Genomic DNA, 21,883 nt, shown 5'->3' on the forward strand with positions numbered 1-21,883 from the left:
CCCGGCACGCGCCTTGGCCAATTATCAAAACACGGTCAACCCAGTAGCGGCGTAAGAAGAAAATCAATCAAGCTGTCTCAGAAACTTGACGGGCGCACTGCTCGAGAAGCAGGCGGGCGGGCAAGTGTCCTGGCGCGGGGGCGTCAACAATTACTCCCTGCGAGTTCCCCCGATTGTCTTCGGCTAAAAGCGTCACACGGACATCGATGCCTTCCACCGCCGGTAGACCGTCAGGATGAGATCTTTGCCATTCGCACTGGCGTACCCAGAAATGCGAACGGCGACCCTATTCTGACGCCATTCCCGCGAGTACCTGACGTCAGTTTTGGGTGTGCCTTTACTGGACCGGCAGGCTGGAAAGACCACCACTCGGCGGCGTAGGCAGTTGCTGTGGATTTGTTCGTTTGGTGGCGGCATTTTGTGGTCGCTAGTTTGCGCAGACGTGCGGTACCCGATTTCTCCGTTGCACCGGTGGCGTTATTCGTTGGCAGTCATGGTGCCTGCTGCGAAGTGATGGCGGCCCTGCTAGTCATGGAAGCGTGACCGAGTCGGTGTCGAACCGGTAGGTGTAGGGCTTTAGAGTCGTCGGTGGAGGTCTTGCAGTGCCCAGGTAAGGATCTGCAGGTCAAAGAGGTCCAGTTCGCAAAGCTGGTGGATGTAGGCGTCAAAGTTGAATTTGTCTGCGTTCCCGCCATTCGCCCAGTACTGAAGCCAGAGGTCTTCAAACCAGCTGGGGTCCTGCTGCAACAGTGTTTGAGCTGCAGTTCGTGGATCGTTCATGGGTTCCTCAGTTCCATGGCCCTGCGACGGGCGTGATCGGCGGCTGGTGTGCGCCGTCCTGCTGCTGAAGACTCTTTGACCATCCCAGATCAGGAAACCGGATACAACGCCTGATGTACCGGATCAATTTCTAGCCCGTTGTGTGGTCATTGCCGCGCATGCGCACGGCGACCACCAGGCCGGAGGCTGCGGTGAGTGCAGCGACGGTGGCGATGGCTGCGGGAATCCCATATAGGTCTGCGAGAAGACCTGACAGGAGTGCACCAATGGCAAAGCCGCCGTCACGCCAGAGGCGGTAGACCCCGACGGAACGGGCCCGCCAGGTGGGGTGTGCGACGTCCCCGATGGCGGCCAGGAGGGCGGGGTAGACCATGGCCGTTCCGAGACCGAGGAGGACTGCGGCGATGAGCCAGGGTCCGAAACTGTGGGCTGCGGTGACGATCGCGAGTCCCGCGGCTTGGACGATCATGCCGGTGACAATGAACCATTTGCGGCCCCACCGGTCTGAGGCGGCACCGGTGAAGAGCTGCCCGGCGCCCCAGACCGCGGGGTAAACGGCGGCCAGGATCCCTACCTGGTTCAGGTTTAGCCCGGAGCTGACGAAGAGGACCGGAAAAAGGCCCCAGGCGAGGCCGTCGTTGAGGTTGTTCACCAGTCCTGCCTGGCTGGCTGCGGAGAGTGAGCGGTCTTTGAAGCTGGTGAGGGTGAAAACCTGACCCGTGGTGAGGCCGGCGTCGGCACTCTTGTGTGCACTTACGTGCTGGGAGGCTTCGGTCTTGGCATGGTGGTGGGTCTCGCGGATGGTCAGGACTGACAGGCCTAACCCGAGGGCGATGTAGGCGGCGCCGAGGAGGAACGGGCCGGGCCGGAGGCCATAGGCGGAGGCGATGTAGCCGGTCGCGAGGGCAGTGACGGCGACTCCGAGGTAGCCTGCTGCTTCGTTCAGGCCCATGGCGAGGCCGCGCTGTTTCGGGCCGGTCAAGTCCATTTTCATGATGATGGCGGTGGACCAGGTCAGGCCTTGGCTGATGCCGAGGAACACGTTTGCGGCAACGATCCATTCCCATGACGGGCCGAAGATGAGCATGAGCGGGACGGGGATCGCTACCAGCCATCCTGTGATGAGGACGGGTTTGCGGCCGTACCGGTCAGAGAGTGTTCCCGCGAAGTAGTTTGTCGCGGCCTTGGACAGGCCGAAGGCGAGGATGTAAGTCAGGGCGCTTGTGTGCAGGTCCAGGTGGAATGTCTGGGAAGCGAGCAGGGGCAGCACGGTGCGTTCCTGGCCGAGTGTCCCGCCCACCAGGGCGTTGACTGCCACCAGCAGCATGAACTGCGCCAGGTTCTGCCGCAGGCCCAGTGCGACCCGGGTGGATTCCAGGGTGCTCCCTGCCTTTGTTCTGGCCATTCCTGGGTGCTCGCTTTCGTGCCGGGGGGCATAAAGGTGCCCGGACGCGTGGGGGAACGCGTCCGGGCGGGCCCGGGCAGGAGGGGGGTCCTGCCCGGGCGGTATAGGGGTTTACTTTGCTGAGACGGCGTTCTGTCGGCTTTGCTGGAAGACGTCCCAGGCTGCGTAGCTGCCGTCGAGCTCGACGACGTCGTAGCCGGCCCGGCGCAGGGCGCTGGCTGCCACGGAGTTCCGCACGCCTGACTGGCAGTAGGTCACGATGGTGCCCTCGGCGGGAAGCTTGTCCAAGTGCCACATGATCCGGCCGCCGCTGAGCTGGTACGAGCCGGGGATGTTCCCGGCGATATGTTCGCTGCGGTTGCGGACGTCCACGACCATGGCCGCGTCAAAGCCCTGCAGCTCTTCCGGTTGGATCAGCTTCGGGGTGGTGGCGGGGAGCCCTCCGATACTGGTGACGTAGCCGGAGACGTTGTCGATGCCGACCCGGACCAGGTGGTCCCACATGTCCATGGCCTGCTCCTGGTCTGCTGCGAGCAGTACCAGGGGGTTGTTGTCCGTCTCCGGGTTCACTACCCAGGCGCCGTAACTGGCAACGGACTTCCCGGCGGGAACGTTCAGGGAACGGGCCACCGTGCTTTCGTGGACTTCGCTGTTGGGGCGGGTGTCGATGAACGTGACTTTGTCCGCCGCGAGGTCCTTTGCGACGTCAGCGGTGTCCAGTTCCTCAAGCGGTGCGCGTTCTCCCATGACGGCGGGGCCTTCACGGTTTTCCCGCTTCATCCGGCCAAAGTAGGCGTGCGCGTCGGGCTGGCCGTCCAGGAGTTCGTCGATGAAGCCCTGCTCGTCATTGGCTGCGAGGTAGGGCCCCCACCAGGAGTAGAGCCGCTCGTAACCCACCGTGGAGGACGGGATGGCGCCCAGAGCCTTGCCGCAGGCACTGCCGGCGCCGTGGGCCGGGTGGACCTGGACGTAGTCCGGCAGGGTCAGGAACTTGTCCCGCAGGCTGGCGAAGAGCTGCTTGGCGCCTTCGAAGCGGGTGTCGATGCCGCCGGCTGCCTCGTCCAGCAGGTCGGGACGGCCCAGGTCTCCGGAGAAGACGAAGTCACCCGAGAGCAGGTAGCCGGGCTGGTCGCTGAACGCGCCGTCGGTGACCAAAAAGGACAGGTGCTCGGGGGTGTGGCCCGGGGTGTGCACGGCCTGGATGCTGATGTTGCCGATGGTGATCTTGTCGCCGTCGTAGAGGCGTTCGGCGTCGAATTCGTACTGCCAGTCCGGTCCGCCTTCCCCGGAGACGTAGATCTTCGCGCCGGTGGCGGCGGCGAGTTCCCTAGTGCCGGAAAGGTAGTCGGCGTGGATGTGGGTTTCGGTGACGGCGATGATCTTCATGCCGTTTTTTTCAGCCAGTTCCTGGTAGACCGCGATGTCGCGGCGGCCGTCGACAACAACGGCCGTGCCGTTGGCCTGGCAGCCAATCAGGTAGCTGGCCTGGGCGAGGTCTTCATCGTAAATGCGCTCGATAAGCATCTAGGGATCTCCTTCGGTTGAAAGGGGGTTGGGGTTTGTTCTGAGTCCAGTATAGATACCCCCGGGGGTATCCTGCAAGCAGGCTGCGGCCTAGGCGTTTTTTCTGCGGAACAGCCTGTGCAGGAGACTGCGCAGGCCTGATGGGGCCTGGCCCGGTTGTTGGTGTGACGGGTTGTTCCGGGCTTGTTGATAGATGACGGGGTGGCCTGCCCGGTACCACTCGGTGATCCCGCCGGCTACGTTGACCGTCTGGTATCCGCGGTCGGCAAGGATCCGTACGGCCTGGCTGCTGCGTTTTCCTGACCCGCACAGCACATAGATGGTGCTGTTGGGCAGGTCGGCGAGCCGGGAGGGCAATTCCTCGAGCGGGATGTTCAGGCTCCCGGGTATATGCGCGGTGGCATGCTCTTCACGGCTGCGCACGTCCACGAGTGTGGCGCGGGGCCACACCGTGGCGAGTTCGTCTGCGGTGACAGTGCGGTACGCATGGTCGCCCGGCATCGCATCAGGCGTTCTGGGGACCGGTCTGGGCGCGGAGTTCGTTCATGTCGGCGTTCTTGACGGCCTGGATGACTTCTTCGAGGCCGGTGGCGTTGAGGGCTCCGGGCTGTGAGAAAACCAGGGTCTTGTCCTTGAAGGCCATCAGTGTGGGGATGGAGGTGATGTTCGCGGCTGCGGCGAGGGCCTGTTCTGCTTCGGTGTCGACTTTGGCGAAGGTGATGTCCGGGTGCCGTTCTGCCGCGGCTCCGTAGGTGGGTGCGAACATGCGGCAGGGGCCGCACCAGGCTGCCCAGAAGTCAACGAAGACGATCTCGTTGCTCTCCAGGGTCTGGGCGAAGCTTTGCTCGGTGATGTCGATGGTTGCCATCGTCTTTCGTGTCCTTTCGGGCGTTGTAGGTAGAAGGCGTCTTGGGGGTGGCGGAGGGGTCAGGTGGTGGGGAGGCCGGCGCGGGTCCAGGCGATCATGCCGCCGGCCATGGTGTCCGCCGAAAAGCCTGCGCCGTTGAGGGCGTCGGCCACGGCGGCACTGCGGTTGCCGCTGCGGCAGACCGCAATGACGGGCACTGCCGGGTCCAGTTCTGACAGTCGTGCCTGCAGCTGGCCCATTGGGATGTGCAGGGCCCCGGGGACCATGCCTTCGGCGACTTCGAAGTCCTCGCGGACATCGAGGATGCGGGCGCTGGTGCGCCGCTGGTCGGTTTCGGTGATGGTGGTTTCAGCCATGGGTTTCTCCTTCGAAATAGTGCGGGCTGTAATTAGCGGAAAGGTTCAGCTAGCGGATGGGTTCGCCGGCTGCGCGCCAGGCGTCCATGCCGCCGCGCAGGGAGTAGGCCTGGTACCCCTGGGAGGCGAGGAGCCGGGCCGCTGATGCGGAGCGGACCCCGGATGCGCAGACGGCGATCACTGGCTTGTTCTTGTTGATTCCGGCGGTGCTGGTCTGCAGCCGGTCCAGGGGGATGTGCTTGGCCTGGGGAGCCCGTCCGGAGCGCCATTCCTGTGCGGAGCGGACATCGATCAGGGCGGCGCCTGAGGACAGGAGGTCCTTGGCCTCAGCGACTGAGACTGTTGTGTAGGGCTTGCTGAAGGCTTTTTTCAGGGAGCTGATGAGGCCCATGGTGTTCTCCTTGGTTGATGGTTGGTTCAGGCCGGTGAGGGTATGCCGCTGCGGCGGCGGCTGGTGCGGTTGCGCAGCGGGCAGGAGCTGATGAAGAACCAGCAGATGCCGGCGGTGGCTGCGGTGAGGGCTGCGATTCCGGCGGCGATGAACCACCTAAGGTCGGCCGGGGCCTGCTGGATGAGGACGAAGGTTCCCATGGCCAGGACGAACCAGCCGAAGGCCTTCCGCAGGGCGGCTTCGGGGATCCGGCCAGCGAGTTTGGAACCGATCAGGCTGCCGACGATGGCGGCGGCGGTCACCCCAAGGGTGAGGCCCCAGTCGAGCTGGACGGTGGTGAGGTATCCGGCGAGGCCTGCGAAGGATTTCATGGCGATGACCACCAGGGAGGTGCCTACGGCTACGGACATGGGGAGTCCGCCCAGGATTGCCAGGGCCGGGACCACGAGGAATCCGCCTCCTGCGCCGACCAGCCCGGTGATCAGCCCGACAACTGCCCCGTCCAGCAGGACCCTGCCCAGCGGCAGTTCGTGCTTGACCGGGGCGCCGCCGTCGTCGTTCTTTTTCTTCCGACCGTGGAGCATCGCCACGGAGGTGGCCACCATCATGACGGCGAAGGCGATGAGGAGGATTTGGCCGGGGATGTGCCCGCCGAGGAGGCCGCCGACGAACGCGCCGGCCATCCCGGCCGCGCCGAAGATCAGGCCGGTCCGCCACATCACCCTTCCCCCGCGTGCGTGGCTTAACACGCTCACCGGCGGAGGTGACGCCGACAACGAACAGCGAGGCTGCGATGGCTTCTTTGGCCTCGAACCCGGCCACGTAGACCAGGATCGGGACCGTCAGGATGGAGCCGCCGCCGCCCAGGACGCCGAGCGAGAGTCCGATGACTACCGACAGGGCGAGAACCAGGATGAGGGTGAGGGTCATGATGCTTTGGCCTCGGCGTTCACCTCGGTGGTGACGGGCAGGGCAAGGATGGCGCTTTCGCGGGTGGGTTCCTTGGCGGCCTTGTTCCACGGCATGGCTGAGATGGCCTGGCCCATGGCGCAGGTGTTGGTGGCCGCGGAGAACGTCAGGCCGGTGCCGATGACCCCGGCAAGTGTCCGGATCTTCGGGGAGATGAATTTGCCGCCTGCCAGGCCCAGGACCACGAGGGATCCGGCCACAAGGCGGACCTGCCGCTCAAGGTCCCAGCGGTCCTTGCCCTTGACCACGTCACCGCCGGCAGCGGCGAAGCCGGGTGCGCCACCGGTCAGGACGTAGGCGGTGTCGATTCCGGCCTTGGCCAGGCGCTGGCGGGCCTGCTCGGCGCGCACGCCGGACTGGCAGACCAGGACGACGCGGGAACCCAGCCGGGCGGCGAGCTCATCGGTGTGCTCTGAGAGAAGCGGCAGGGGCACGTTGTAGGAGCCGCGGATATGCAGGGACTCAAACTCAGCGGCGGAGCGGACATCGATAACGACGAGGTCCTGGTGCTCTGTGAACCAGGACTGGAGGGTCTCAGGGGCGAGTGCGGTAACGGCCGGTGCCGTGGAAGGGGAAGTCATTGGTTGGCCTCTCGGAAGGGGTCAGGTGGATACCCCGCCGAGTATTTCAGATACCCCCGGGGGTAGTCAAACACCCTAGGGGGTATAGGCTGGATGCAAGCCCTCACTATTGGAGAAACCCGTGGAACTCAATCCTTCAGAACTCACTCCTGTCATCAACCGCCTGAAGCGTGCGCAGGGCCAGCTGTCCGCTGTTACCCGCATGCTTGAAGAAGGACGGGACTGCAAGGACGTCGTTACCCAGCTCGCTGCTGTATCGAAGGCGCTGGACCGGGCCGGGTTCGCCATCATCGCTACGGGCCTGGAGCAGTGCATTGTCCAGAAGGACGCAACGATGGACAAGAAAGACCTGGAAAAGCTCTTCCTCTCCCTCGCCTAACCGGACCAGCTGTCGAGCAGCCCAAGGAGAACCATGACGTACACCCTTACCGCCACCGTTGACCTTCCGTGGGCCGAAGCCCTGGACCGCACCCGGGACGCCCTGTCAGCCCAGGGATTCGGGATCCTCACCGAAATCAACGTCCGTTCCACCTTTGAAGCCAAGCTTGGTGCTGAAGCCGCCGATGCCGTCGGCGACTACGTGATTCTTGGTGCCTGCAACCCGGGCCTGGCCAGCCGCGCCCTCGCCGCCGAACCCGAAATCGGCGCGCTGCTGCCGTGCAATGTCGTCGTGCGCCGGAACAAGGACGCAGACGCGACCACGGTGGAAGCCATCGACCCCCAGACCATGGTCCAGCTCAGCGCCGCCCCATCAGTCAAAGAAGTAGCCGACGACGCCGGCACCCGCCTCCGAAAGGCCCTCGCCGACCTAAGCGACGCGGCGAAGTAGGCATGTCCGCGCAAACAACGATTCCAGAGACCGTGCAGGCCGGACCCGGCCTGCTCATTCACTCCCCCGGCCCGCTCGAACACGCCCTGGCCGGCATCCTGCGCAGTGCTGCCAACGCCCGTGCCGCGCTCGGCCAGGAAGCCGACATTGAAGTCGTAGTCCAGGGGCCCGGCGTCACGCTCCTCGCCACAAATTCACTCGTCACCGAAGCCATCACAAACGCCGGGCAACTCCAGGTGGACATCCTCGCCTGTGGCAACAGCATGCGCTCAGCAGGCATGGAAGACAAAGACCCACCCCCGGCGTCGGAACCGTGCCCGCAGCCATCGCCCACCTCGCCCGGCGCCAATGGGACGGCTGGGCCTACGCCAGGCTGTAGCGCCGCCCTTTGATGATGCAGACCCATCCTGATGCAGGTCCTCCTAGAAGTGCCTCGGAAAATCAAAGCGTTTTAAGACGAGTAAGAGTCGAGGGTGACATGACTGTCGGCGTGGGCAGCCTTTTGTACCTCGAGAGGGGCACCGAGGGCCCGACACGGAGCGGTGCAAAACACCGCCAGTTTTCGCCGAAAACTAAGGAACCGTAGTCTCACGCTTTTCCATTCTGCCTACTGTCAGGTTCGGGTGTTCCCTGACTGAGATTCGCTCGGCACGAGCCAAGGTTTCCCTGCTTAATGATTCCTGCTGCTCACGAGGCCTACGCCACAACTTTTGACAAGACTCGTCCTACAGCGTTGTTCAAACGGCTCGAATTGTTCGGAATCGAATATGCTCGCGCACCAGTAGAAAGCCGCGACTAGGAGAGTTGCTGCCTTTCCTGACTCCCAAAAGCGACAGGAAAACCGGCTCTTCACGGTTCGTGGGGAAGTGGATCCCTGGAATGAGCGTCATGCCGCCGTCCGGACGGCACTTCTCAAGAGAATAACCGATTTGTAGTTGGCGACATTGCGGTACCCGCGCGCGGTCCGTTTGATATTTTTGATGGCGGTGTTGTTGGCCTCGACCTTGCCGGTCGTAGCGCCGGTGATGATCAGGACCTCGATCTCTTTCCACCATCTGCAGACGGTGCGGTAGAGCCTGTTTGTTTCCGGCCGGGCGGCAGCCTTAACCAGTTCCTCCAGCTCTGTTTTTGCTGCCGTAGCCTCCTCCAGGGAGCCGGCGCGGAGCAGGGCCCGGAGTTGTTCCTTCACCTGCCAGACGGCCTGGAGGGTGCCGGTTGGATCGTCCAGGGCGAACACTTCCTTGAGTCGGAGGGCGGCCCGGCATCTGAGGTTGTCGCCGCCGCGCAGCAGGAGCATGCGGTGGGCCCAGGCTTTGTCGATGGCCCTGCCGCGGCGGCCCTTGACCTGTTGGGAGAGGTTCTGCCGGGTCTCTGTCACGGCCTGGTTGGCCAGCGAGATCAGGTGGAAATGATCAACAGCGACCGCGGTGCGTGGAAGCCACATCCGCAGTGCCTTCCTGAACGCCGCGGAGGGGTCGATCGCGACGACCTGCACGGCCAGCCGCCATTCCAGCGGGCGGGCGAACAGCCAGTCCCCGACGCCCCTGTGGTCACGGCCGTCGACCACACCAAGGACCTGACCGGTGTCCAGGTCCACGATGGTTGTCATCCACGGTTCGAACCGGGTCCACGCCTTTGTTGACGGGTCCTGAAAGTAGCGCACGGACCGGAACCGGTGTTCATCGATGCCGAGCATTCGCGGGCTGAGCTTGTCCACGTCGGGCAGCCGCAGCAGGCAGGCCTCATTCAGCGCGGCGCGGACCATCCACCAGGACACGGCGAACCCGGCGGCTGTCTCCGAGACGGCCCTGCCTGAGCGGATGACTGCGTCCACGAGCTGGTCCCGGAGCCGGCTGGTGGAACGGGCACGGCGCGGGACCTGAGGCGTGGATTCAAAGAACGACAGCCGGTCGCAGTTCGTCTCTTCGCAGTACCACCGGTACTTCGACCAGAGCACCTCCACTGGCCCGGCGACAGGAATATCCCGGAGCCGCTGGAAGCGCCGTTCCTTCCGCCGGGACGAGATGACGCCGCAGCTCGGGCAGCCGGGCGGCTGGTTGGTTTCAACGATGACTTGCCGACTGCCGGCCGTGATGGTGGTGGAGACGACGTGGTAGTCGGGCAGGTTGAAGAGGATGGTGGCAGCGTCGGCTGCGACCCCGGTAGGCTCGTTCAAGGGCTCGTGGTCCTGTTCCAGGTTGAATGCTAGACACACTCATCCCAGCAGGGCCACGGGCCCCTTTGTCTTCAACGACACGAACTCAATTCCCCACCAACCACGAAGAGCCGGAAAACCGTGAACGTTTGAAGCCGACCCGTAACGCACGAGTAACGGTCAGCTGGTTCAAATCTTCCTATGGATGCTGAGTGCGATCCGAGAACGATATGGAAGTGAGTGTCTCCATTCTCAAAGATGTGGCCGAGCTGGTCACCACCACCAGTGATGCCCTCAAGAGTTTGCTTGAGGCGCTCACAGAAGCCTTGGGCAAGGGGGCAACAGGTGTAAACAATGTTGCCCCCCGACGGGAGCGAAGACGTCTAGTCGACTTGAGTGCCCGCCTGACAGACCTGCCACTAATTCTAATGTTCGCGTTGTACGCAGTCTGGATGAATACCTGGCAACTGCAAAACCAACCTATTACGACTGGCTCGCTGTACTCGAGTCATTTGATGTAGCCGTGGTCGCTGTTCAGAGTGTTCTCAATCGACTTTCTGAAGAACGGGGTGCATTTGTCCTCAAAGACACTTATCTCGCGGTGAACGAAGGACTTCATGCTCGTGCCCTTCTCCTTGAGCAACTTCGTAAGATGGAACAGCCCACTGCTGGAGAGGCAATCGATGAATTGCGTCGCATCCACGCGGAGTATAAAAAATTGACTACTCGGATGCGTAAGGCCGTTCGTGCACTTAACACCTTTGTTGGCGAGGAGTATTTCAACCAACTCAATGACGAAGAGATGCACCAGCACGTACCGTTCACCAATTGAGAACGCAATTTTCGCGGTCCAGTTAGGGCTTTCTTTTGAAGCCCGGACCTGGTGGCGGCCTAATCTGTCCATAGTTGGGATTGGGAGCCGTTGGGGTAGTTCCCTGGCAGCAGTAGCGGTGGATAACCTGTGGGAATTGTCCCGGCTGCGGGCGAGGGAAGATGTGCTCGTAAAGGTTCCACCTCTTCGTTTATGGTTGCGAGCCGGCCGGGGCCAGCCGAGGTCCCTCTCGGGTTCGTGGAGTTCTTGTGTTGTGTTGGCAGAAGGCCTCTGAAAGCTGCCGGGCTCCGACGATCTGAAGAGCTTCTACGGTGGTTTCTGGGCAGGAGACGGGCAGCTGGTTGTCCGTTAGCTTGGTCCACTAACTTCCGTCTTCTTCTGCGGCGGCCTGAAAGCCATTATTGAAACTCTAGAGTGCTGCCTATCGAATCGGAGTTCGCCCATGATCCAGGCCCTGCTGTGCAAGCTGAATCTCCGGCACCATTGGCATGTTGAACATGCCGAGGACGGAGGCTTGTATACCGCGCTCGGCGATCTTCTTGACGTCCGCCCCGTTGCCTGCGCTGCGGTAAGGATGGCGACGGGGGAGACGGCGCCCAAAATGGCTGGGCGCTGACGAAGTGGTGGTAAGCCTGCCGTCTTCGCCTTCCTTTTGGAGACAGCCCAGGAATGGCACTCGACCGGGCAAGGGCACGGTCCTTAAACTTGAAAGTGCTGGGGCTAATGCGCCGGGGAGCCCTTGACCGGGGGCGGCGTAGTGCGCGGCCCGCCCCCTTCAGCCCTTTCCTTATCTGGCGGCGTCATGAAAACGTCCTTCATTCCTTTTCTTAGCGCAGTGGCCGCAACGGCCCTAGCACTGGGTGCGTGTACTTACTCCGAACCCGCACCCGCGCCGGCATCCTTTGGCACCGCGCCACCGCCCACAAGATCAATCGACAACACCATGCGCGCTTTTGTGGACCAGGGCTCCGTCGCCGTGGTGGCGGAAGTCAGGTGGCCGGGAGGAACATGGTCCCGGGCCTATGGCGTCCGGAACCTGGAGTCGAAGGAAGCGGCAACGCCGGACGATCAGGTGTTCATCGCGAGTATCACCAAGTCCATGACCGCCGTCTCGGTAATGAAGCTGGTGGAAGACGGCCTCATCGGTCTACACGATCCGGTGAACGGCATCCTGGACAGTTTCACCACTGTCCTCAAACCGCCTGGCCCTATTACGGTCCGGCAGCTTCTGGGACACACCTCGGGGATGCGCTCCTTCCAGGAGGTCACCGAGAAAACCGCCGACGACGTCCCACGCGTTATCACGGAAGACATTACGACCCAGCGGGCTCTGGAACTGACGGCTCAGCTGCCGTGGGAGGCCCGGGACGTGGGCTCTTTCCGCTATTCCGATTCCGCTTACATGGCCTTGGGCCAGCTCGTGGAGAAGCTGCGGGGCCGCCCGTTTACCGAGGTGCTGCGCCAGGACGTTATTGATCCGTTGAAGCTGGAGGACACGTCCCTTGATCAGGCGGCAGCCGCTGAACCCCGAGTCATCCGGGGCTACATCACCTACCGCGGGGAACGCCTCGATATCACCGAAGCGCCGGGGGGTCTTGGGTCACCTGCTTACGGAGCAATTTCCACAATGTCCGATATCAACGACTTCTACGCAGCATTATTCCGCGGGGACCTGCTGTCCAACGACTCACTCCGGGAAATGACCAGGACCGAGGCCTTCCCGCTGTACGGCCTCGGGCTCTGGAAATGGAACCAGGACTGCGACGATAACCACCGGTTCGGCGGTACCGGCGGGTTCTGGACCTACCGCACCGCGGCAGTCGCGAGCACCGATGGCCAGTACCAGGCCACCATGACGTTGGTCCCGCCGCCGATGCCCACACCCCTCGAAGATCCGCAGACGGATCACAAATACAACCTGTGGGATGACCAGATGGTCTCCGCCCTCCAAGAGACTCTGGACCGGCTCTGCCCGTAAGCCGCGCCAATCGACGGGCAGGATCGCCTGTTCGCGGCGGACTTCTCGTCTTGGTGCCCCGTCCGCCTATCAGTGATCTGTTTGACGGTTCTCTTGGCGGCCAAAATTGAGGGCTTCATCGTCCTGCGGACGATGTTGTCCTTCTCGGGCTTGCCGTTCTTGAGCTTAGCGGAGCATTCTTGAACGGCGGAGACGCTGGCAGGGTCCTGCCCTGGCGCTTCAGTTTCAACCGGTGGCGGGACGCTCCTGCGCACGCTCATCCGGCGTGGTTACCGGGGCGCCCGGCTTGGGTCTGGTTCGTTTTCGCCGATGATTTCTCTGACTCCCGGTGCGGCGCCGGATCATTGCCCTCCGAGTAACGCACGCCCACAGTGCCGGTGAGCTGCATCAGTATGTCCGTCGAGAGTTGGTCCCGGGGCCACCTGCTCCTGGTGGGATGGTCGTAATTTGTTGTTGGAAGCATGTGTTTTGGCGGATGATGTGCAGCGGCGAGTGTTCTCTGTCCTTGTTGGGGGAGGTCCTCGTGTCTTCACCCTGGAGTACTTGCCGTGGGGGTGGGGCTGGCTCCCGGTCTCAGCACGTCTGGAGTCAGCCCCGCTTAGCGGTCTGGCGGGGTGGACAAGGTCGTCCGGCCTTTTGCCCGCAGCGGCATGCTTGGTTCCTGGCGAGGTGCTCATGACAGGGTGCCGGGTGGAATGACAGACTACGAGGGTGCGTGTCGGGCTGTTGAATGACGTCTCCGTCCGGCACGCACCTGGTATCTCTGGCGGGCGAGCCCTCTGTAAGCGATTTAGCTAACTCCTAGGCTTCCGGCACGGCCCGTCACCGGTCCATCCTCAGTTGTGAACGGGTGCCGTGGGGCTAGCTCTATTGCTGTGCTCCTCTTGGGACAGTCTTGACCAAGTATTGGGGCTAAGAAGTGTTCATGGAGGACATCGGAGCGGTTCACGCGCCTACCCGGTGGGATGAATTGGCCGTGGTGCGACTTCTCCTTGCCGCGGTGACAGGGATGCTCTAGCGTGTGGGTCCAGGCCAATGCAGGCCTGGACTATTGGGGAGGGTGCTCTATGGCTGATATCGATGCAGTGTTGGCAGGGCTTACGGCCGAGGAACTCAATGAGATGGAGTCGATTGGGCCGAAGGGTCATCTGGGGCGACACCTTCTGGATGCCCTTGACCGGGCGGCCGGAGGCCCGGGCGCCGCACGAGGCTTTTATGTGCTCGACGGGACGGTCAATGGTAACGGTGGCCAGTTCTATGTTCTCCGTGACGACCTCAGTGACCGAATCCTCAAGAGGCGGGCTCCTCAACACTAAGCCGCTTCCTGCAGGGTCCCATCAGCGGTCCAGAGGGATACAAGCTTGATTGGCAAGACTCCGTTGCTAGCCAGGGTCCAGTGGCTGGGTGTCACGCTGCTGGCGCGTGATCGGGTATATCCAGGCCCGCAGCCGAAATACGTGAGCGGCGGGAATCTGGTATCTGGTAGGTAGAATTGTCAGGCATGAGGACGATCGCAGACGAACTTGAAGCTCCTGATGATGTCCGTACCCGTATTGTCGTGGCTCCCTACGCATTGTTTTCCCAGCGTTGAATCCGCGATGTCGGAGTTGATGAACTGATCAGGGAATCAGGGGTTGCCAAGGCGACGTTCTATCGGCATTTTCCTTCCAAGAATGATGTGGCACTGGCATTTTTGAAGCGCCGCGACGAGTTATGGATGATGGGGTCCGTCGTCCCGGAGGCCAGAGGCAGGGCGACGAACCCCGAGGATCAGCTCCTGGCCATTTTCGATGTGTACGACCAGTGGTTCCGTGACGATGATTTCGAAGCGTGTTCCTTTGTGAAGGTACTGCTGGAGATGGGAGCGGACCACCCTCTAGGGCGGGCGAGTATTGAATACCTGGGTAGGATCCGCGAACAGGTCCAGATTTTGGCCAGGGAGGCCGGTCTTGAGGATCCTGAAGCGTTCGCGCTTTCGTGGCACATTCTTATGACGGGCTCGATCGTCGCCGCCGCCGAAGGTGACAAGCTGGCGGCCCGGCGGGCACAGCGAATGGCCCGGGCACTGATTGCCGATTACCGGGAGTAGAGACTTCCGCCGTTGGTGGGCGAAGGAATACCAATTCCCTGACGGCTGGGTGCGTTAGCCACTGCCTTGCTCACCCTTTGATGGGATAAGTCCCCAAACCTATCGAGGGCGTCCGCAACTCAAATGGAAGTCGGGCTCCCGACACGAGGATCCTCTTGTCGAGGACGGAATGAGGCGCTTTAGGCGTTAGGCCGACGTCGGGGAGGCGTGGTAGGTGACAGCCTCGGCCGCGTCCACGACTTCCAGCGCCGTCATATGCGCGACGGCGGCGACTTGTTCAACGGGCCTGCCGTGCATGACTGCAGCCGCGATCGCCAGCTGCAGCTCGGCCGGCGGGCCGTCCGGTTCGATACTGAGCGGCGGGCGCCCCGCAGCTGCCTTTGCCACTGCCAAGATGTCGTCATCGTCATCCATCGGAGCTCCCCTGTTCCGTTAACGTGTCGCTTCACTACCAGCGGTGATCCCGGGTTGGGCCATCGCCCGCTGCCAGGATGTGTAGACAGACTTATCTGAAGACAGACAAGTCTGTCTAGAAAACGCGTAAAAATCTGGTGATTCGGAGTAATCCGCCCACTATCGCGATTCTGAGTACGGGTGCGCGCGGTCTTGGCACCTATCACCCCGCTGGCCATAACGCTGTAGTAATGCCCGTCAAGGCAAGGTGCTCAAAGTGGCAGTACAACGGCAGAGCGGAGCAACAATGACAGGCGACACAGACGACGGTTCTCCTGGTGCATCACGCGCTTTCGCCTCAAGCTCAGGGGAGGGGGTTGTTCCGCCAGCGCCCAGGGATGCTTACCGATCTGCTTCGGCGTGGTGCCCTGCCCATAGGCATCACGAAGCATCATGCCGCCCCTGGCCCGGTGTGTAGCTTGTGCTAAGCATTTGGGTTGCGGGGTTGATTACCGGCCTGGCACTGATTGTCGCCATCGGTGCACAGAACGCGTTTGTGTTGCACCAAGGCATTCGTCGTGAACACGTAGGTGTGGTGGTAGCACTTTGTACAGTCAGCGACGCGATGCTGATCACCGCTGGGACCTTGGGTGTCGGGGTTGTGGTTACCCAGGCTCCCGCTGCATTGATTGTCCTGAAATGGGTCGGCGCGATATACCTGCTTTGTTGGGCGGCACGGTCTTTCGCGGCCTCCGTTACACCCTCAACTTTAGCCGGCTACGCTGCCCGCTCCCGAGGTTCAGTCGTAAGCACCACACTGGCGGTGACATACCTCAACCCGCACGTCTACCTTGATACGGTCGTGTTGCTGGGCGGACTGGCCAACCAGCACGGCATTGAGGCTCGATGGGTGTTCGTCGCAGGGGCTGTCGCAGCAAGCGCTGCCTGGTTCCCAGCTTTAGGCTATGGAGCACAAGCGCTATCTGCAGTCCTCAGCAGTCCGCGTTCGTGGCAGGTAATAGAAGCAGTCACAGGCGTCGTTATGCTCGGCATAGCCGTTAAGTTAATGCTCCACTAATTCTCCCGGCGGCGAGGCCTGACAGATAGGCTTCGACAGCCAGCGCGGAACTGGCCTCTCGTCAAGGCAATGGTCTTCGAAATGATGTCGCGCAAGTGCGGCAGGTGTCCTGGCTCAGTACACTTAGGCGCCAAGGGTGCAGTGGTCACTGATAAGCCCGGTCGCCGCGCACTCGCGCACTGTCCGGATTCCCTGAACTGCGGATTCCTTATCCGGGTAGCGACCAGACACGGCAATAACGGAGCCGTCGGCCGCCTTGAGCCTGAACCCGTAATAGGTGCGATCGACGTTATAAAGCTCGAATGATCCGGTCATGGATTCCCCTTATGCTGCCCAAAGCGCGGGGCCCCGGGTTTGCGTCACCTGATGAAAGCGCTTCTCTGCGCTCCGGCCCCCCAGCCGCCCGACAGATCAACCGTACCGGAGAAATCGTTTACTCACGAGTACGACTGCCGGGAGGGGACATTTCCGGACCCAGGGGCGGGGCGGGTTCTTCACGCAGGCAAAATGCTCACCACGTCCGCAAGTTTCACTCGGCTCCCGCAGCGTCGGGCGCTCGGTCGGCGGGCTCAAAAAAGAGCTAACAATGCCAGGCCGGGGTCGTGAGCACGAGGTGCGACGACTTATCAGAGATCTTGAAGCTCTGGCGACCACGAACGAGCCAACGGGGAACTAGCCGGTCGAGGGCCGCGGCCTTTGTCTCAAGATTCACACAATTTGTCGTATTGATGGAGTAATTCTATTTTCTGCCGGGCCAGTGCGCACTATCGTTTTTCCCGGGGGCGGATCGTGCCCTTGTTTCACAGGGGCGGGGGCACTGGCAATGTACACAGCATCACCCAGAGTAAAGAGCTTCGGAAGCCGGTTTACTGTCGGGATAGAAGGCTCTTTCGGTACACTGCACTACGCGGTGGTGGCACTCAATCCATTGGACATCGCAGCCGCGGGGAATGCGGACGCCCAGCAGTGCCTGCTGGCGCCGCCTGAACTTCTGGGACGCGGTTTCAAACCTGCCCGCACTACAGACCTTGAAGATATCGTGCTCAAAGCACAGCTGGGCGACGGCAGCGTCCGGTGCCGCGCCTCTACCGAGGGACCGATCCTGTTGCTGGTCGACGACAACCTGGTGTGGTCGCGGCAATTCGACCCCGAGGACCCCGATATTGCCCCGTGGCTTGAAGCTGCCCGAACAAGGGACGTGACCATCCTCAGCGGCGGCCTTCATGCACGGCATGCCGGGGACGATTACAGCGCAAACCACGAACCGCTAATGATGGCAAAAGTTCCTATGGAGTGGACACACTAACTGCAGGGCGCTTCACTCCGCCCCCGCTGGGGCCAGTACCTCCGCATTCACGGTTCTCTTGGGCCGGATGATCCGCCGAGGATGACCGGGGACCTGCTGGCCGGGATGTGGGAGCTGATCGGGTCCCCGCGTGCGGTGTCGCGGCGGCTGACGCGGGACAACGAAACCGGCATCGGCGGGCCGAACAGCTACGCCGCCAGAGTCACGGCGACTCTCCGGTGTCGGTGTCAAGGCTTACTGGAGATCCCGTCTCATTTCAACCATCGGTCCTCAAACAACCCTTGACCAGGAAGTGGATTCACAAAATCTTCTCAATTTTTGATATTCTCGTGCCCCGGTTAAGCAGCAGCCTCCAGTGCTTTTGAGGACACCTTCTTTTACCGGCAAGCCTGATGTTGACAGGGACGGAACCTCCGTCTGGCCTCGTCCTGCCCCACGGGCTCCTTTACATACAGAACGCCAGCTGCACGTGCGCGTAGTCCTCAAGCAGAACAGCCTTCTCCCGCAGAGTGGGAGGGCTACTGACTGGCGAGGATAGGGCCCTGGACAACCTGTTGGGGGCTGGGCCATATCCTTCGCCCCTGGATTCTTCTGATCTGTATTGGGGGTTGCAGATGCGCCGCACCTGGCCAGGTAGTCAGACCTGAGCGGCCACCGTTTGGCCCAATCGCATCGGGGCGCTCCCTACGTTTCTGTCCGTCCTGTGCTTTGAGCGCTGGGAAGCCCCATCGGTTCACCACGTCGCGGGGCGTCTCGTTTGGAAATTCTTCGTCGGTTTCTGGACAGACGTCCTTAAAGATTTTCTCGGTGAGGTGATAAGTCAGGCAGTGGTGCTTTTCATTAGCCATTCCATGGCTTCTGTCCTTGAGGTGAAGAAGCGTTTGGGACGGGTCGTCTTGTTCATGGCCAGGACGAAGTTAGCGACGACCTTGTCTACGGGTGAAGCGCCCAGCAACGCGACGTGTGACGCCTGGCAAGGCCGGGCAAAAACAGCCCGGGCCCCGCGACTGACCGCGGACGTTGTGGCCATGTCCACCAGCAGTCGGCGTTCAGTCGGTCCGCATAGGTTATTGACCATGTGCAAGGCTGTTTCGGCGTCACTTGCCTCGATGGTGGCGTTGCGGGCCCATTTAAGCTGGAGAATCCCATGCTCGTCCATGAACAGTTCCGCTTTGCCTGACCCAACAGACGCCATTACCTGTACCCCCATTACGCTTTGTTCAAAGCCTAATGTAATTCGACTGGCTAAGGCTCCACCCCCTGCGGGGGCGGTTTGTAGTGCCCGTTGGGTGGATCCCCGCGAAGTAGGCGCCGGTCGTTCCCCATGAGGAGGGAAAGCTCTTGTGGTCTACCCCAGGGGTGATGTCGGCTTAGTGCGTGGTGTCCTGCAGCGCCGAGGTGACCTTGAGCTGTCCATGACTGGGTCAATTCCGGTACTCCACTTTGGAATTTTGCGAGCCGTGGGGTAGCTCCCTCGGCGGTGGATAACGTCTAAGACGTTCAGGCTCTGCGGCGGCTGCCACTTCTCCTTCACCTGCAGGCCGAGACTTTACTCCTACTTTCCGGTTGGGTACACATTCTCGACCCTTATTAGCGGGGGAGAAGGATGAAAGGCACCGCGCACGTAGCTGTGGGGCTTCATTTGTGCCGTCATGAGTCCTTCTCGTCGTCCCATTGAGCTTTGGCCGCTGTCATGGGATCGTTGTCGTCCGCGTCGGTCTCTTTGAGGCCCACCCGGAATTGGACCATCATGTCGTGGTCCTCGTGCGGCAGGTTGTGGCAGTGCATCATGTAGACGCCCTTGTGGGGGGTGAACTTCATCAGGAGCCTGACTGTCTCGTCTTCACCGATGTACACCACGTCCTTCGGGCCACGCTCGTAGGCGAAGGGCGCCCTTCCGTTGCGGCTGAGGATCTGGAAGTCCACCAAATGGATGTGCAGCGGGTGGAACCAGCCGCCCGACTTGTTCTCGAATTCCCAGATTTCCACGGAGTTCAGCGCTGGATCGGCCACCGCTTTCTTGTATCCGCTGGCGATGACGTCCTGCCAACTGTCATCGTTGATGGTCCAGAGGTTGGTGGTGTCGTTCCGCTTGACCCGGAAGGTGCGTGTTTTCACGGATTGCGCTGTGGTCAGCGACATCGTTTCGCTGCCGGTCAGGGTCGTCGGGATCCGGTTCCAGGTGGGGTCAGAGGTATCCACCGGCTCGTCCGTGACGTCGAATGCCATGATTTTGTTGGTGTAGTCGTAGTCCACGTTGTTCTTGTTGGACAGGTTCCGGAGCTCGATCCGCTGCCCCGTCTTGTATTTCCGGAAATCGATCAGCACCTCATACCGCTCGGCCCCGGCGTGACGGTAGCTGGCCACGCTTTGGGCTGCCGGCATCAAGCCACCGTCCGTGGCCACCACTACCAAGGGATCCCCGGTGCTGAGCGCAGGCCGCAGGGAGCGGGAGATGGAGCAGTTCAGGATCCGGAAGCGGTACACCCGTTTCTGCACCTTCATGACCGGCCAGGGCTTTCCGTTGACCAGAATGACGTCGCCCCATAGGCCCGAGTGGCTGTTGTCGTCGTAACCCAGGGACCCGTTGGCGGCAAACATTGCATCGTTGACGGTCAACGCAACATCGTAGCGGCCCTGCGGGAGCAGCTGTCGTTCGATGGGATCATGCATGTGGTACTGCGCCGCGAGGCCGGAGTAAGCGTTCAGGGCAGTGAAGTGGACTCCGTGGTCGTGGTACCACAGGGTGCGGGCGGGCTGGAAGTTGGGGAAGTGATAGTCCTTGTAGAACCCCGGGGGCGTGATGTCGCTGGCGTAGCCGTCATACTGCGGCAGCGACGCTGACCCATGCAAGTGGGTGGACGTGGCCAGGGCGTGACCGTCCAGGGCGTGCAGCGCCGGGAGCTGGTTACGGACCCTTAATACAGCTTTTGTGCCCTGGTCCAGGCTGATAGTCGGACCCGGGAACAAGCCGTTGTACCCGAGAATGGGCGTGGTCAGCCGTGGCAGGATATTAGCCGTAGCGGCCTTCTCCGTGACCCGGTAGTAATTGACGGGCTGCCCGTCCGCGGGATCGATGCCAGTGGAATACGGCTCAAGGATTGGAGCCTGGACAAAGGGTGCCTGGAATGGACGCGGCATATCCCTGTCACTCAGCCGGCTGGCCGACTTGGCCTCTACCGATCCGGTGGGCACCATGGCGCTGCCTGCTCCAAGGACTCCGAGTCCCCCAATCAACAGAACCTGACGGCGAGAAATTGTCATGGCGGGCCTTCCTTAGTTCACTGCCTCGACCTTGCCCCGCCCAGCTTGGAGTTTTACTGCACCGTATTACCCAGCCCTTGGAGAAACCATGAAGGCCAATGCGGTCACTATCGGTCGACACACTGAGTCCCTCCTGCCAAGGCACCCCCGACGCTGCACGTTCTCGCTGCCGCTGTCATGGCCGGCGGACGGCCCGCAGACTTCGAGGTCATCTTCGACTTCTGATAAGTTCCGTCCCGGTTTCGGAAAACCTAGTCTTTGCTCTCAGCCCGGTCCAGGCTTTCGAGTTGGATGCTGTTCGGTTGGCTGGACGGGGCGAGGTGGACAGCCGCGGGACGGTCCGTGCCAATCCGATCAGGCCCGTAGGCGTGCAGCCCGGCCGGGTTCAGGGTGTCCGTGCGCCTTGGCCCGGTAAAGCGCCTCATAAGCTGCGAGGAGGAGAGCATCGAGGGTGACCGCTTGCTCACCGTAGGTCGAAATGCCGTAGCTGGAGGTTGGCAGGGGCAGTGCCCGTCGCAGCAGCAGCGTCCCTGGCACAGGTAGGGATTGCAGTAGCCGCAACGCGGAACACCACCACCACTACCGGCCAGCAGAGCCTGACCCCCTGTTCCACGCCATCAACTATGCCGACAGCATCAAAATCGTTCTGCCCGCCGTCCTCGTCACCACAGCCAAACGTTCAGTCCCGAACCCCACCCGCCCAACTGCACGGCGGCTCCGGATTCAAACGCTGCTCCTTGCGCCCCTGCTACTGGCAGGTGCCGCGGCCTTCCTGCTGCCCGGAACAGCCGTCCTCGACACGCTGCTGGCAATATTTTCTGATCATGCTCCTCATCTGGGCCGCAAGCCTCGCCTGGAACCTCAGAACACCACGCCCCACTTCTGCACCCGCCGGACAAAACAACCTGACCCCAACAGCTGGCGCAATAGGCCAGAACAGATAAACAAAGGACAGCTGGCCTCCTGCGCCCTGGAAGAGATACTGGGCCGCACAACGGCACGGCCTACTCGCCGCCCCTCTGACCGCTTGCCGGCGATACGGCTGGTTCGAACACTAAAGTCATAGCAGCCGCGGCAGCCGAACG

The 21,883-nt window shown here is 61.9% G+C and carries 23 protein-coding genes and 2 pseudogenes; 11 read left to right on the forward strand and 14 right to left on the reverse strand.

What is annotated here, in order from left to right; all coding sequences use genetic code 11:
• Positions 1-576: 576 nt before the first annotated feature.
• From AC5RWA_RS11080 to AC5RWA_RS11120, 9 genes and pseudogenes are all read right to left on the reverse strand, one after another.
• Entirely contained in the window at positions 577-780 is a 204-nt protein-coding gene (locus tag AC5RWA_RS11080) for a hypothetical protein (RefSeq protein WP_494057638.1), read from the reverse strand.
• A 130-nt stretch (positions 781-910) separates the two neighbouring features.
• A complete protein-coding gene (locus AC5RWA_RS11085) occupies positions 911-2,185 on the reverse strand; it encodes an MFS transporter (protein ID WP_494057639.1) in 1,275 nt (424 codons plus the stop codon).
• Positions 2,186-2,296: 111 nt separating this feature from the next.
• Positions 2,297-3,709, reverse strand: coding sequence for an MBL fold metallo-hydrolase (locus tag AC5RWA_RS11090; RefSeq protein ID WP_494057640.1), 1,413 nt, complete (start codon positions 3,707-3,709; stop codon positions 2,297-2,299).
• A 90-nt stretch (positions 3,710-3,799) separates the two neighbouring features.
• A complete protein-coding gene (locus AC5RWA_RS11095) occupies positions 3,800-4,210 on the reverse strand; it encodes a rhodanese-like domain-containing protein (RefSeq protein ID WP_494057641.1) in 411 nt (136 codons plus the stop codon).
• 4 nt (positions 4,211-4,214) lie between these two features.
• Complete coding sequence (gene trxA / locus AC5RWA_RS11100) at positions 4,215-4,577, reverse strand: thioredoxin (RefSeq protein WP_494057642.1); 363 nt, start codon at positions 4,575-4,577, stop codon at positions 4,215-4,217.
• A 59-nt stretch (positions 4,578-4,636) separates the two neighbouring features.
• On the reverse strand, positions 4,637-4,933 hold the full coding sequence (locus AC5RWA_RS11105) for a rhodanese-like domain-containing protein (protein ID WP_494057643.1): 297 nt from the start codon (positions 4,931-4,933) through the stop codon (positions 4,637-4,639).
• Between the two features lie 49 nt (positions 4,934-4,982).
• Positions 4,983-5,324, reverse strand: coding sequence for a rhodanese-like domain-containing protein (locus AC5RWA_RS11110; RefSeq protein ID WP_494057644.1), 342 nt, complete (start codon positions 5,322-5,324; stop codon positions 4,983-4,985).
• A 26-nt stretch (positions 5,325-5,350) separates the two neighbouring features.
• A pseudogene (locus tag AC5RWA_RS11115) lies at positions 5,351-6,254 on the reverse strand (sulfite exporter TauE/SafE family protein).
• Positions 6,251-6,874: a rhodanese-like domain-containing protein gene (locus AC5RWA_RS11120; RefSeq protein ID WP_494057645.1), complete on the reverse strand. Its 624-nt coding sequence runs from the start codon at positions 6,872-6,874 to the stop codon at positions 6,251-6,253. Before AC5RWA_RS11120 ends, AC5RWA_RS11115 begins: the two are co-directional and overlap by 4 nt.
• Before the next feature lie 121 nt (positions 6,875-6,995).
• On the opposite strand from AC5RWA_RS11120, the gene AC5RWA_RS11125 reads away from it, so the two are divergent.
• Genes AC5RWA_RS11125 through AC5RWA_RS11135 form a run of 3 tightly spaced genes read left to right on the forward strand, consistent with a single transcriptional unit; the run spans position 6,996 to position 8,095 of the window.
• Positions 6,996-7,253, forward strand: a complete 258-nt coding sequence (locus AC5RWA_RS11125; RefSeq protein ID WP_014920545.1) for a metal-sensitive transcriptional regulator — start codon at positions 6,996-6,998, stop codon at positions 7,251-7,253.
• A gap of 33 nt (positions 7,254-7,286) precedes the next feature.
• The gene (locus AC5RWA_RS11130) at positions 7,287-7,703 is read left to right on the forward strand and encodes a DUF302 domain-containing protein (RefSeq protein ID WP_494057646.1); all 417 of its coding nucleotides are present in this window, start codon (positions 7,287-7,289) and stop codon (positions 7,701-7,703) included.
• A 2-nt stretch (positions 7,704-7,705) separates the two neighbouring features.
• Positions 7,706-8,095: a hypothetical protein gene (locus AC5RWA_RS11135; RefSeq protein ID WP_494057647.1), complete on the forward strand. Its 390-nt coding sequence runs from the start codon at positions 7,706-7,708 to the stop codon at positions 8,093-8,095.
• 494 nt (positions 8,096-8,589) lie between these two features.
• On the opposite strand, the gene AC5RWA_RS11140 is transcribed toward AC5RWA_RS11135, so the two are convergent.
• Positions 8,590-9,879, reverse strand: coding sequence for an ISL3 family transposase (locus AC5RWA_RS11140; RefSeq protein ID WP_494057648.1), 1,290 nt, complete (start codon positions 9,877-9,879; stop codon positions 8,590-8,592).
• Positions 9,880-10,070: 191 nt separating this feature from the next.
• Here AC5RWA_RS11140 and AC5RWA_RS11145 point away from each other — a divergent pair, with 191 nt between their 5' ends.
• From AC5RWA_RS11145 to AC5RWA_RS11170, 6 genes and pseudogenes are all read left to right on the forward strand, one after another.
• Positions 10,071-10,379, forward strand: coding sequence for a hypothetical protein (locus tag AC5RWA_RS11145; protein ID WP_494057649.1), 309 nt, complete (start codon positions 10,071-10,073; stop codon positions 10,377-10,379).
• A 2-nt stretch (positions 10,380-10,381) separates the two neighbouring features.
• Entirely contained in the window at positions 10,382-10,690 is a 309-nt protein-coding gene (locus tag AC5RWA_RS11150) for a hypothetical protein (RefSeq protein ID WP_494057650.1), read from the forward strand.
• A 943-nt stretch (positions 10,691-11,633) separates the two neighbouring features.
• On the forward strand, positions 11,634-12,668 hold the full coding sequence (locus tag AC5RWA_RS11155) for a serine hydrolase domain-containing protein (RefSeq protein ID WP_494057651.1): 1,035 nt from the start codon (positions 11,634-11,636) through the stop codon (positions 12,666-12,668).
• Positions 12,669-13,735: 1,067 nt separating this feature from the next.
• Positions 13,736-13,984, forward strand: a complete 249-nt coding sequence (locus AC5RWA_RS11160) for a hypothetical protein (protein ID WP_494057652.1) — start codon at positions 13,736-13,738, stop codon at positions 13,982-13,984.
• A 275-nt stretch (positions 13,985-14,259) separates the two neighbouring features.
• Positions 14,260-14,346, forward strand: a pseudogene (locus tag AC5RWA_RS11165) (helix-turn-helix domain-containing protein); the annotation flags it as partial.
• Positions 14,347-14,757 carry a TetR/AcrR family transcriptional regulator gene (locus tag AC5RWA_RS11170; protein WP_494057653.1) on the forward strand — a complete coding sequence of 137 codons (411 nt, stop codon included), beginning with the start codon at positions 14,347-14,349 and terminating at the stop codon, positions 14,755-14,757. It abuts the pseudogene before it with no gap.
• Positions 14,758-14,943: 186 nt separating this feature from the next.
• Here the strand turns inward: AC5RWA_RS11170 and AC5RWA_RS11175 are convergent, their stop codons facing one another.
• The gene (locus AC5RWA_RS11175; protein ID WP_494057654.1) at positions 14,944-15,171 is read right to left on the reverse strand and encodes a hypothetical protein; all 228 of its coding nucleotides are present in this window, start codon (positions 15,169-15,171) and stop codon (positions 14,944-14,946) included.
• A 484-nt stretch (positions 15,172-15,655) separates the two neighbouring features.
• Between AC5RWA_RS11175 and AC5RWA_RS11180 the strand changes: the two genes are divergently transcribed.
• Positions 15,656-16,228 carry a LysE/ArgO family amino acid transporter gene (locus AC5RWA_RS11180; protein ID WP_494057655.1) on the forward strand — a complete coding sequence of 191 codons (573 nt, stop codon included), beginning with the start codon at positions 15,656-15,658 and terminating at the stop codon, positions 16,226-16,228.
• A 123-nt stretch (positions 16,229-16,351) separates the two neighbouring features.
• Here the strand turns inward: AC5RWA_RS11180 and AC5RWA_RS11185 are convergent, their stop codons facing one another.
• On the reverse strand, positions 16,352-16,543 hold the full coding sequence (locus AC5RWA_RS11185) for a YegP family protein (protein ID WP_115524523.1): 192 nt from the start codon (positions 16,541-16,543) through the stop codon (positions 16,352-16,354).
• A 598-nt stretch (positions 16,544-17,141) separates the two neighbouring features.
• On the opposite strand from AC5RWA_RS11185, the gene AC5RWA_RS11190 reads away from it, so the two are divergent.
• Positions 17,142-17,534: a hypothetical protein gene (locus AC5RWA_RS11190; RefSeq protein WP_494057656.1), complete on the forward strand. Its 393-nt coding sequence runs from the start codon at positions 17,142-17,144 to the stop codon at positions 17,532-17,534.
• Positions 17,535-18,354: 820 nt separating this feature from the next.
• Here AC5RWA_RS11190 and AC5RWA_RS11195 read toward each other — a convergent pair.
• Together AC5RWA_RS11195 and AC5RWA_RS11200 are read right to left on the reverse strand one after the other, a co-directional pair.
• Positions 18,355-18,693, reverse strand: a complete 339-nt coding sequence (locus AC5RWA_RS11195; protein ID WP_494057657.1) for a DUF7793 family protein — start codon at positions 18,691-18,693, stop codon at positions 18,355-18,357.
• A gap of 491 nt (positions 18,694-19,184) precedes the next feature.
• Positions 19,185-20,798, reverse strand: coding sequence for a multicopper oxidase family protein (locus AC5RWA_RS11200; RefSeq protein WP_494057658.1), 1,614 nt, complete (start codon positions 20,796-20,798; stop codon positions 19,185-19,187).
• Positions 20,799-21,883 lie beyond the last annotated feature (1,085 nt).

This window comes from Arthrobacter sp. 210 2 (assembly GCF_059093025.1).

Bases quoted from the DNA above. Each gene is read 5' to 3' on its own strand.
- AC5RWA_RS11080 (WP_494057638.1), bottom strand. From the start codon at position 780: ATGAACGATCCACGAACTGCAGCTCAAACACTGTTGCAGCAGGACCCC.
- AC5RWA_RS11085 (WP_494057639.1), bottom strand. From the start codon at position 2,185: ATGGCCAGAACAAAGGCAGGGAGCACCCTGGAATCCACCCGGGTCGCA.
- AC5RWA_RS11090 (WP_494057640.1), bottom strand. From the start codon at position 3,709: ATGCTTATCGAGCGCATTTACGATGAAGACCTCGCCCAGGCCAGCTAC.
- AC5RWA_RS11095 (WP_494057641.1), bottom strand. From the start codon at position 4,210: ATGCCGGGCGACCATGCGTACCGCACTGTCACCGCAGACGAACTCGCC.
- trxA (WP_494057642.1), bottom strand. From the start codon at position 4,577: ATGGCAACCATCGACATCACCGAGCAAAGCTTCGCCCAGACCCTGGAG.
- AC5RWA_RS11105 (WP_494057643.1), bottom strand. From the start codon at position 4,933: ATGGCTGAAACCACCATCACCGAAACCGACCAGCGGCGCACCAGCGCC.
- AC5RWA_RS11110 (WP_494057644.1), bottom strand. From the start codon at position 5,324: ATGGGCCTCATCAGCTCCCTGAAAAAAGCCTTCAGCAAGCCCTACACA.
- AC5RWA_RS11120 (WP_494057645.1), bottom strand. From the start codon at position 6,874: ATGACTTCCCCTTCCACGGCACCGGCCGTTACCGCACTCGCCCCTGAG.
- AC5RWA_RS11130 (WP_494057646.1), top strand. From the start codon at position 7,287: ATGACGTACACCCTTACCGCCACCGTTGACCTTCCGTGGGCCGAAGCC.
- AC5RWA_RS11135 (WP_494057647.1), top strand. From the start codon at position 7,706: ATGTCCGCGCAAACAACGATTCCAGAGACCGTGCAGGCCGGACCCGGC.
- AC5RWA_RS11155 (WP_494057651.1), top strand. From the start codon at position 11,634: ATGCGCGCTTTTGTGGACCAGGGCTCCGTCGCCGTGGTGGCGGAAGTC.
- AC5RWA_RS11160 (WP_494057652.1), top strand. From the start codon at position 13,736: ATGGCTGATATCGATGCAGTGTTGGCAGGGCTTACGGCCGAGGAACTC.
- AC5RWA_RS11175 (WP_494057654.1), bottom strand. From the start codon at position 15,171: ATGGATGACGATGACGACATCTTGGCAGTGGCAAAGGCAGCTGCGGGG.
- AC5RWA_RS11185 (WP_115524523.1), bottom strand. From the start codon at position 16,543: ATGACCGGATCATTCGAGCTTTATAACGTCGATCGCACCTATTACGGG.
- AC5RWA_RS11195 (WP_494057657.1), bottom strand. From the start codon at position 18,693: ATGGACGAGCATGGGATTCTCCAGCTTAAATGGGCCCGCAACGCCACC.
- AC5RWA_RS11200 (WP_494057658.1), bottom strand. From the start codon at position 20,798: ATGACAATTTCTCGCCGTCAGGTTCTGTTGATTGGGGGACTCGGAGTC.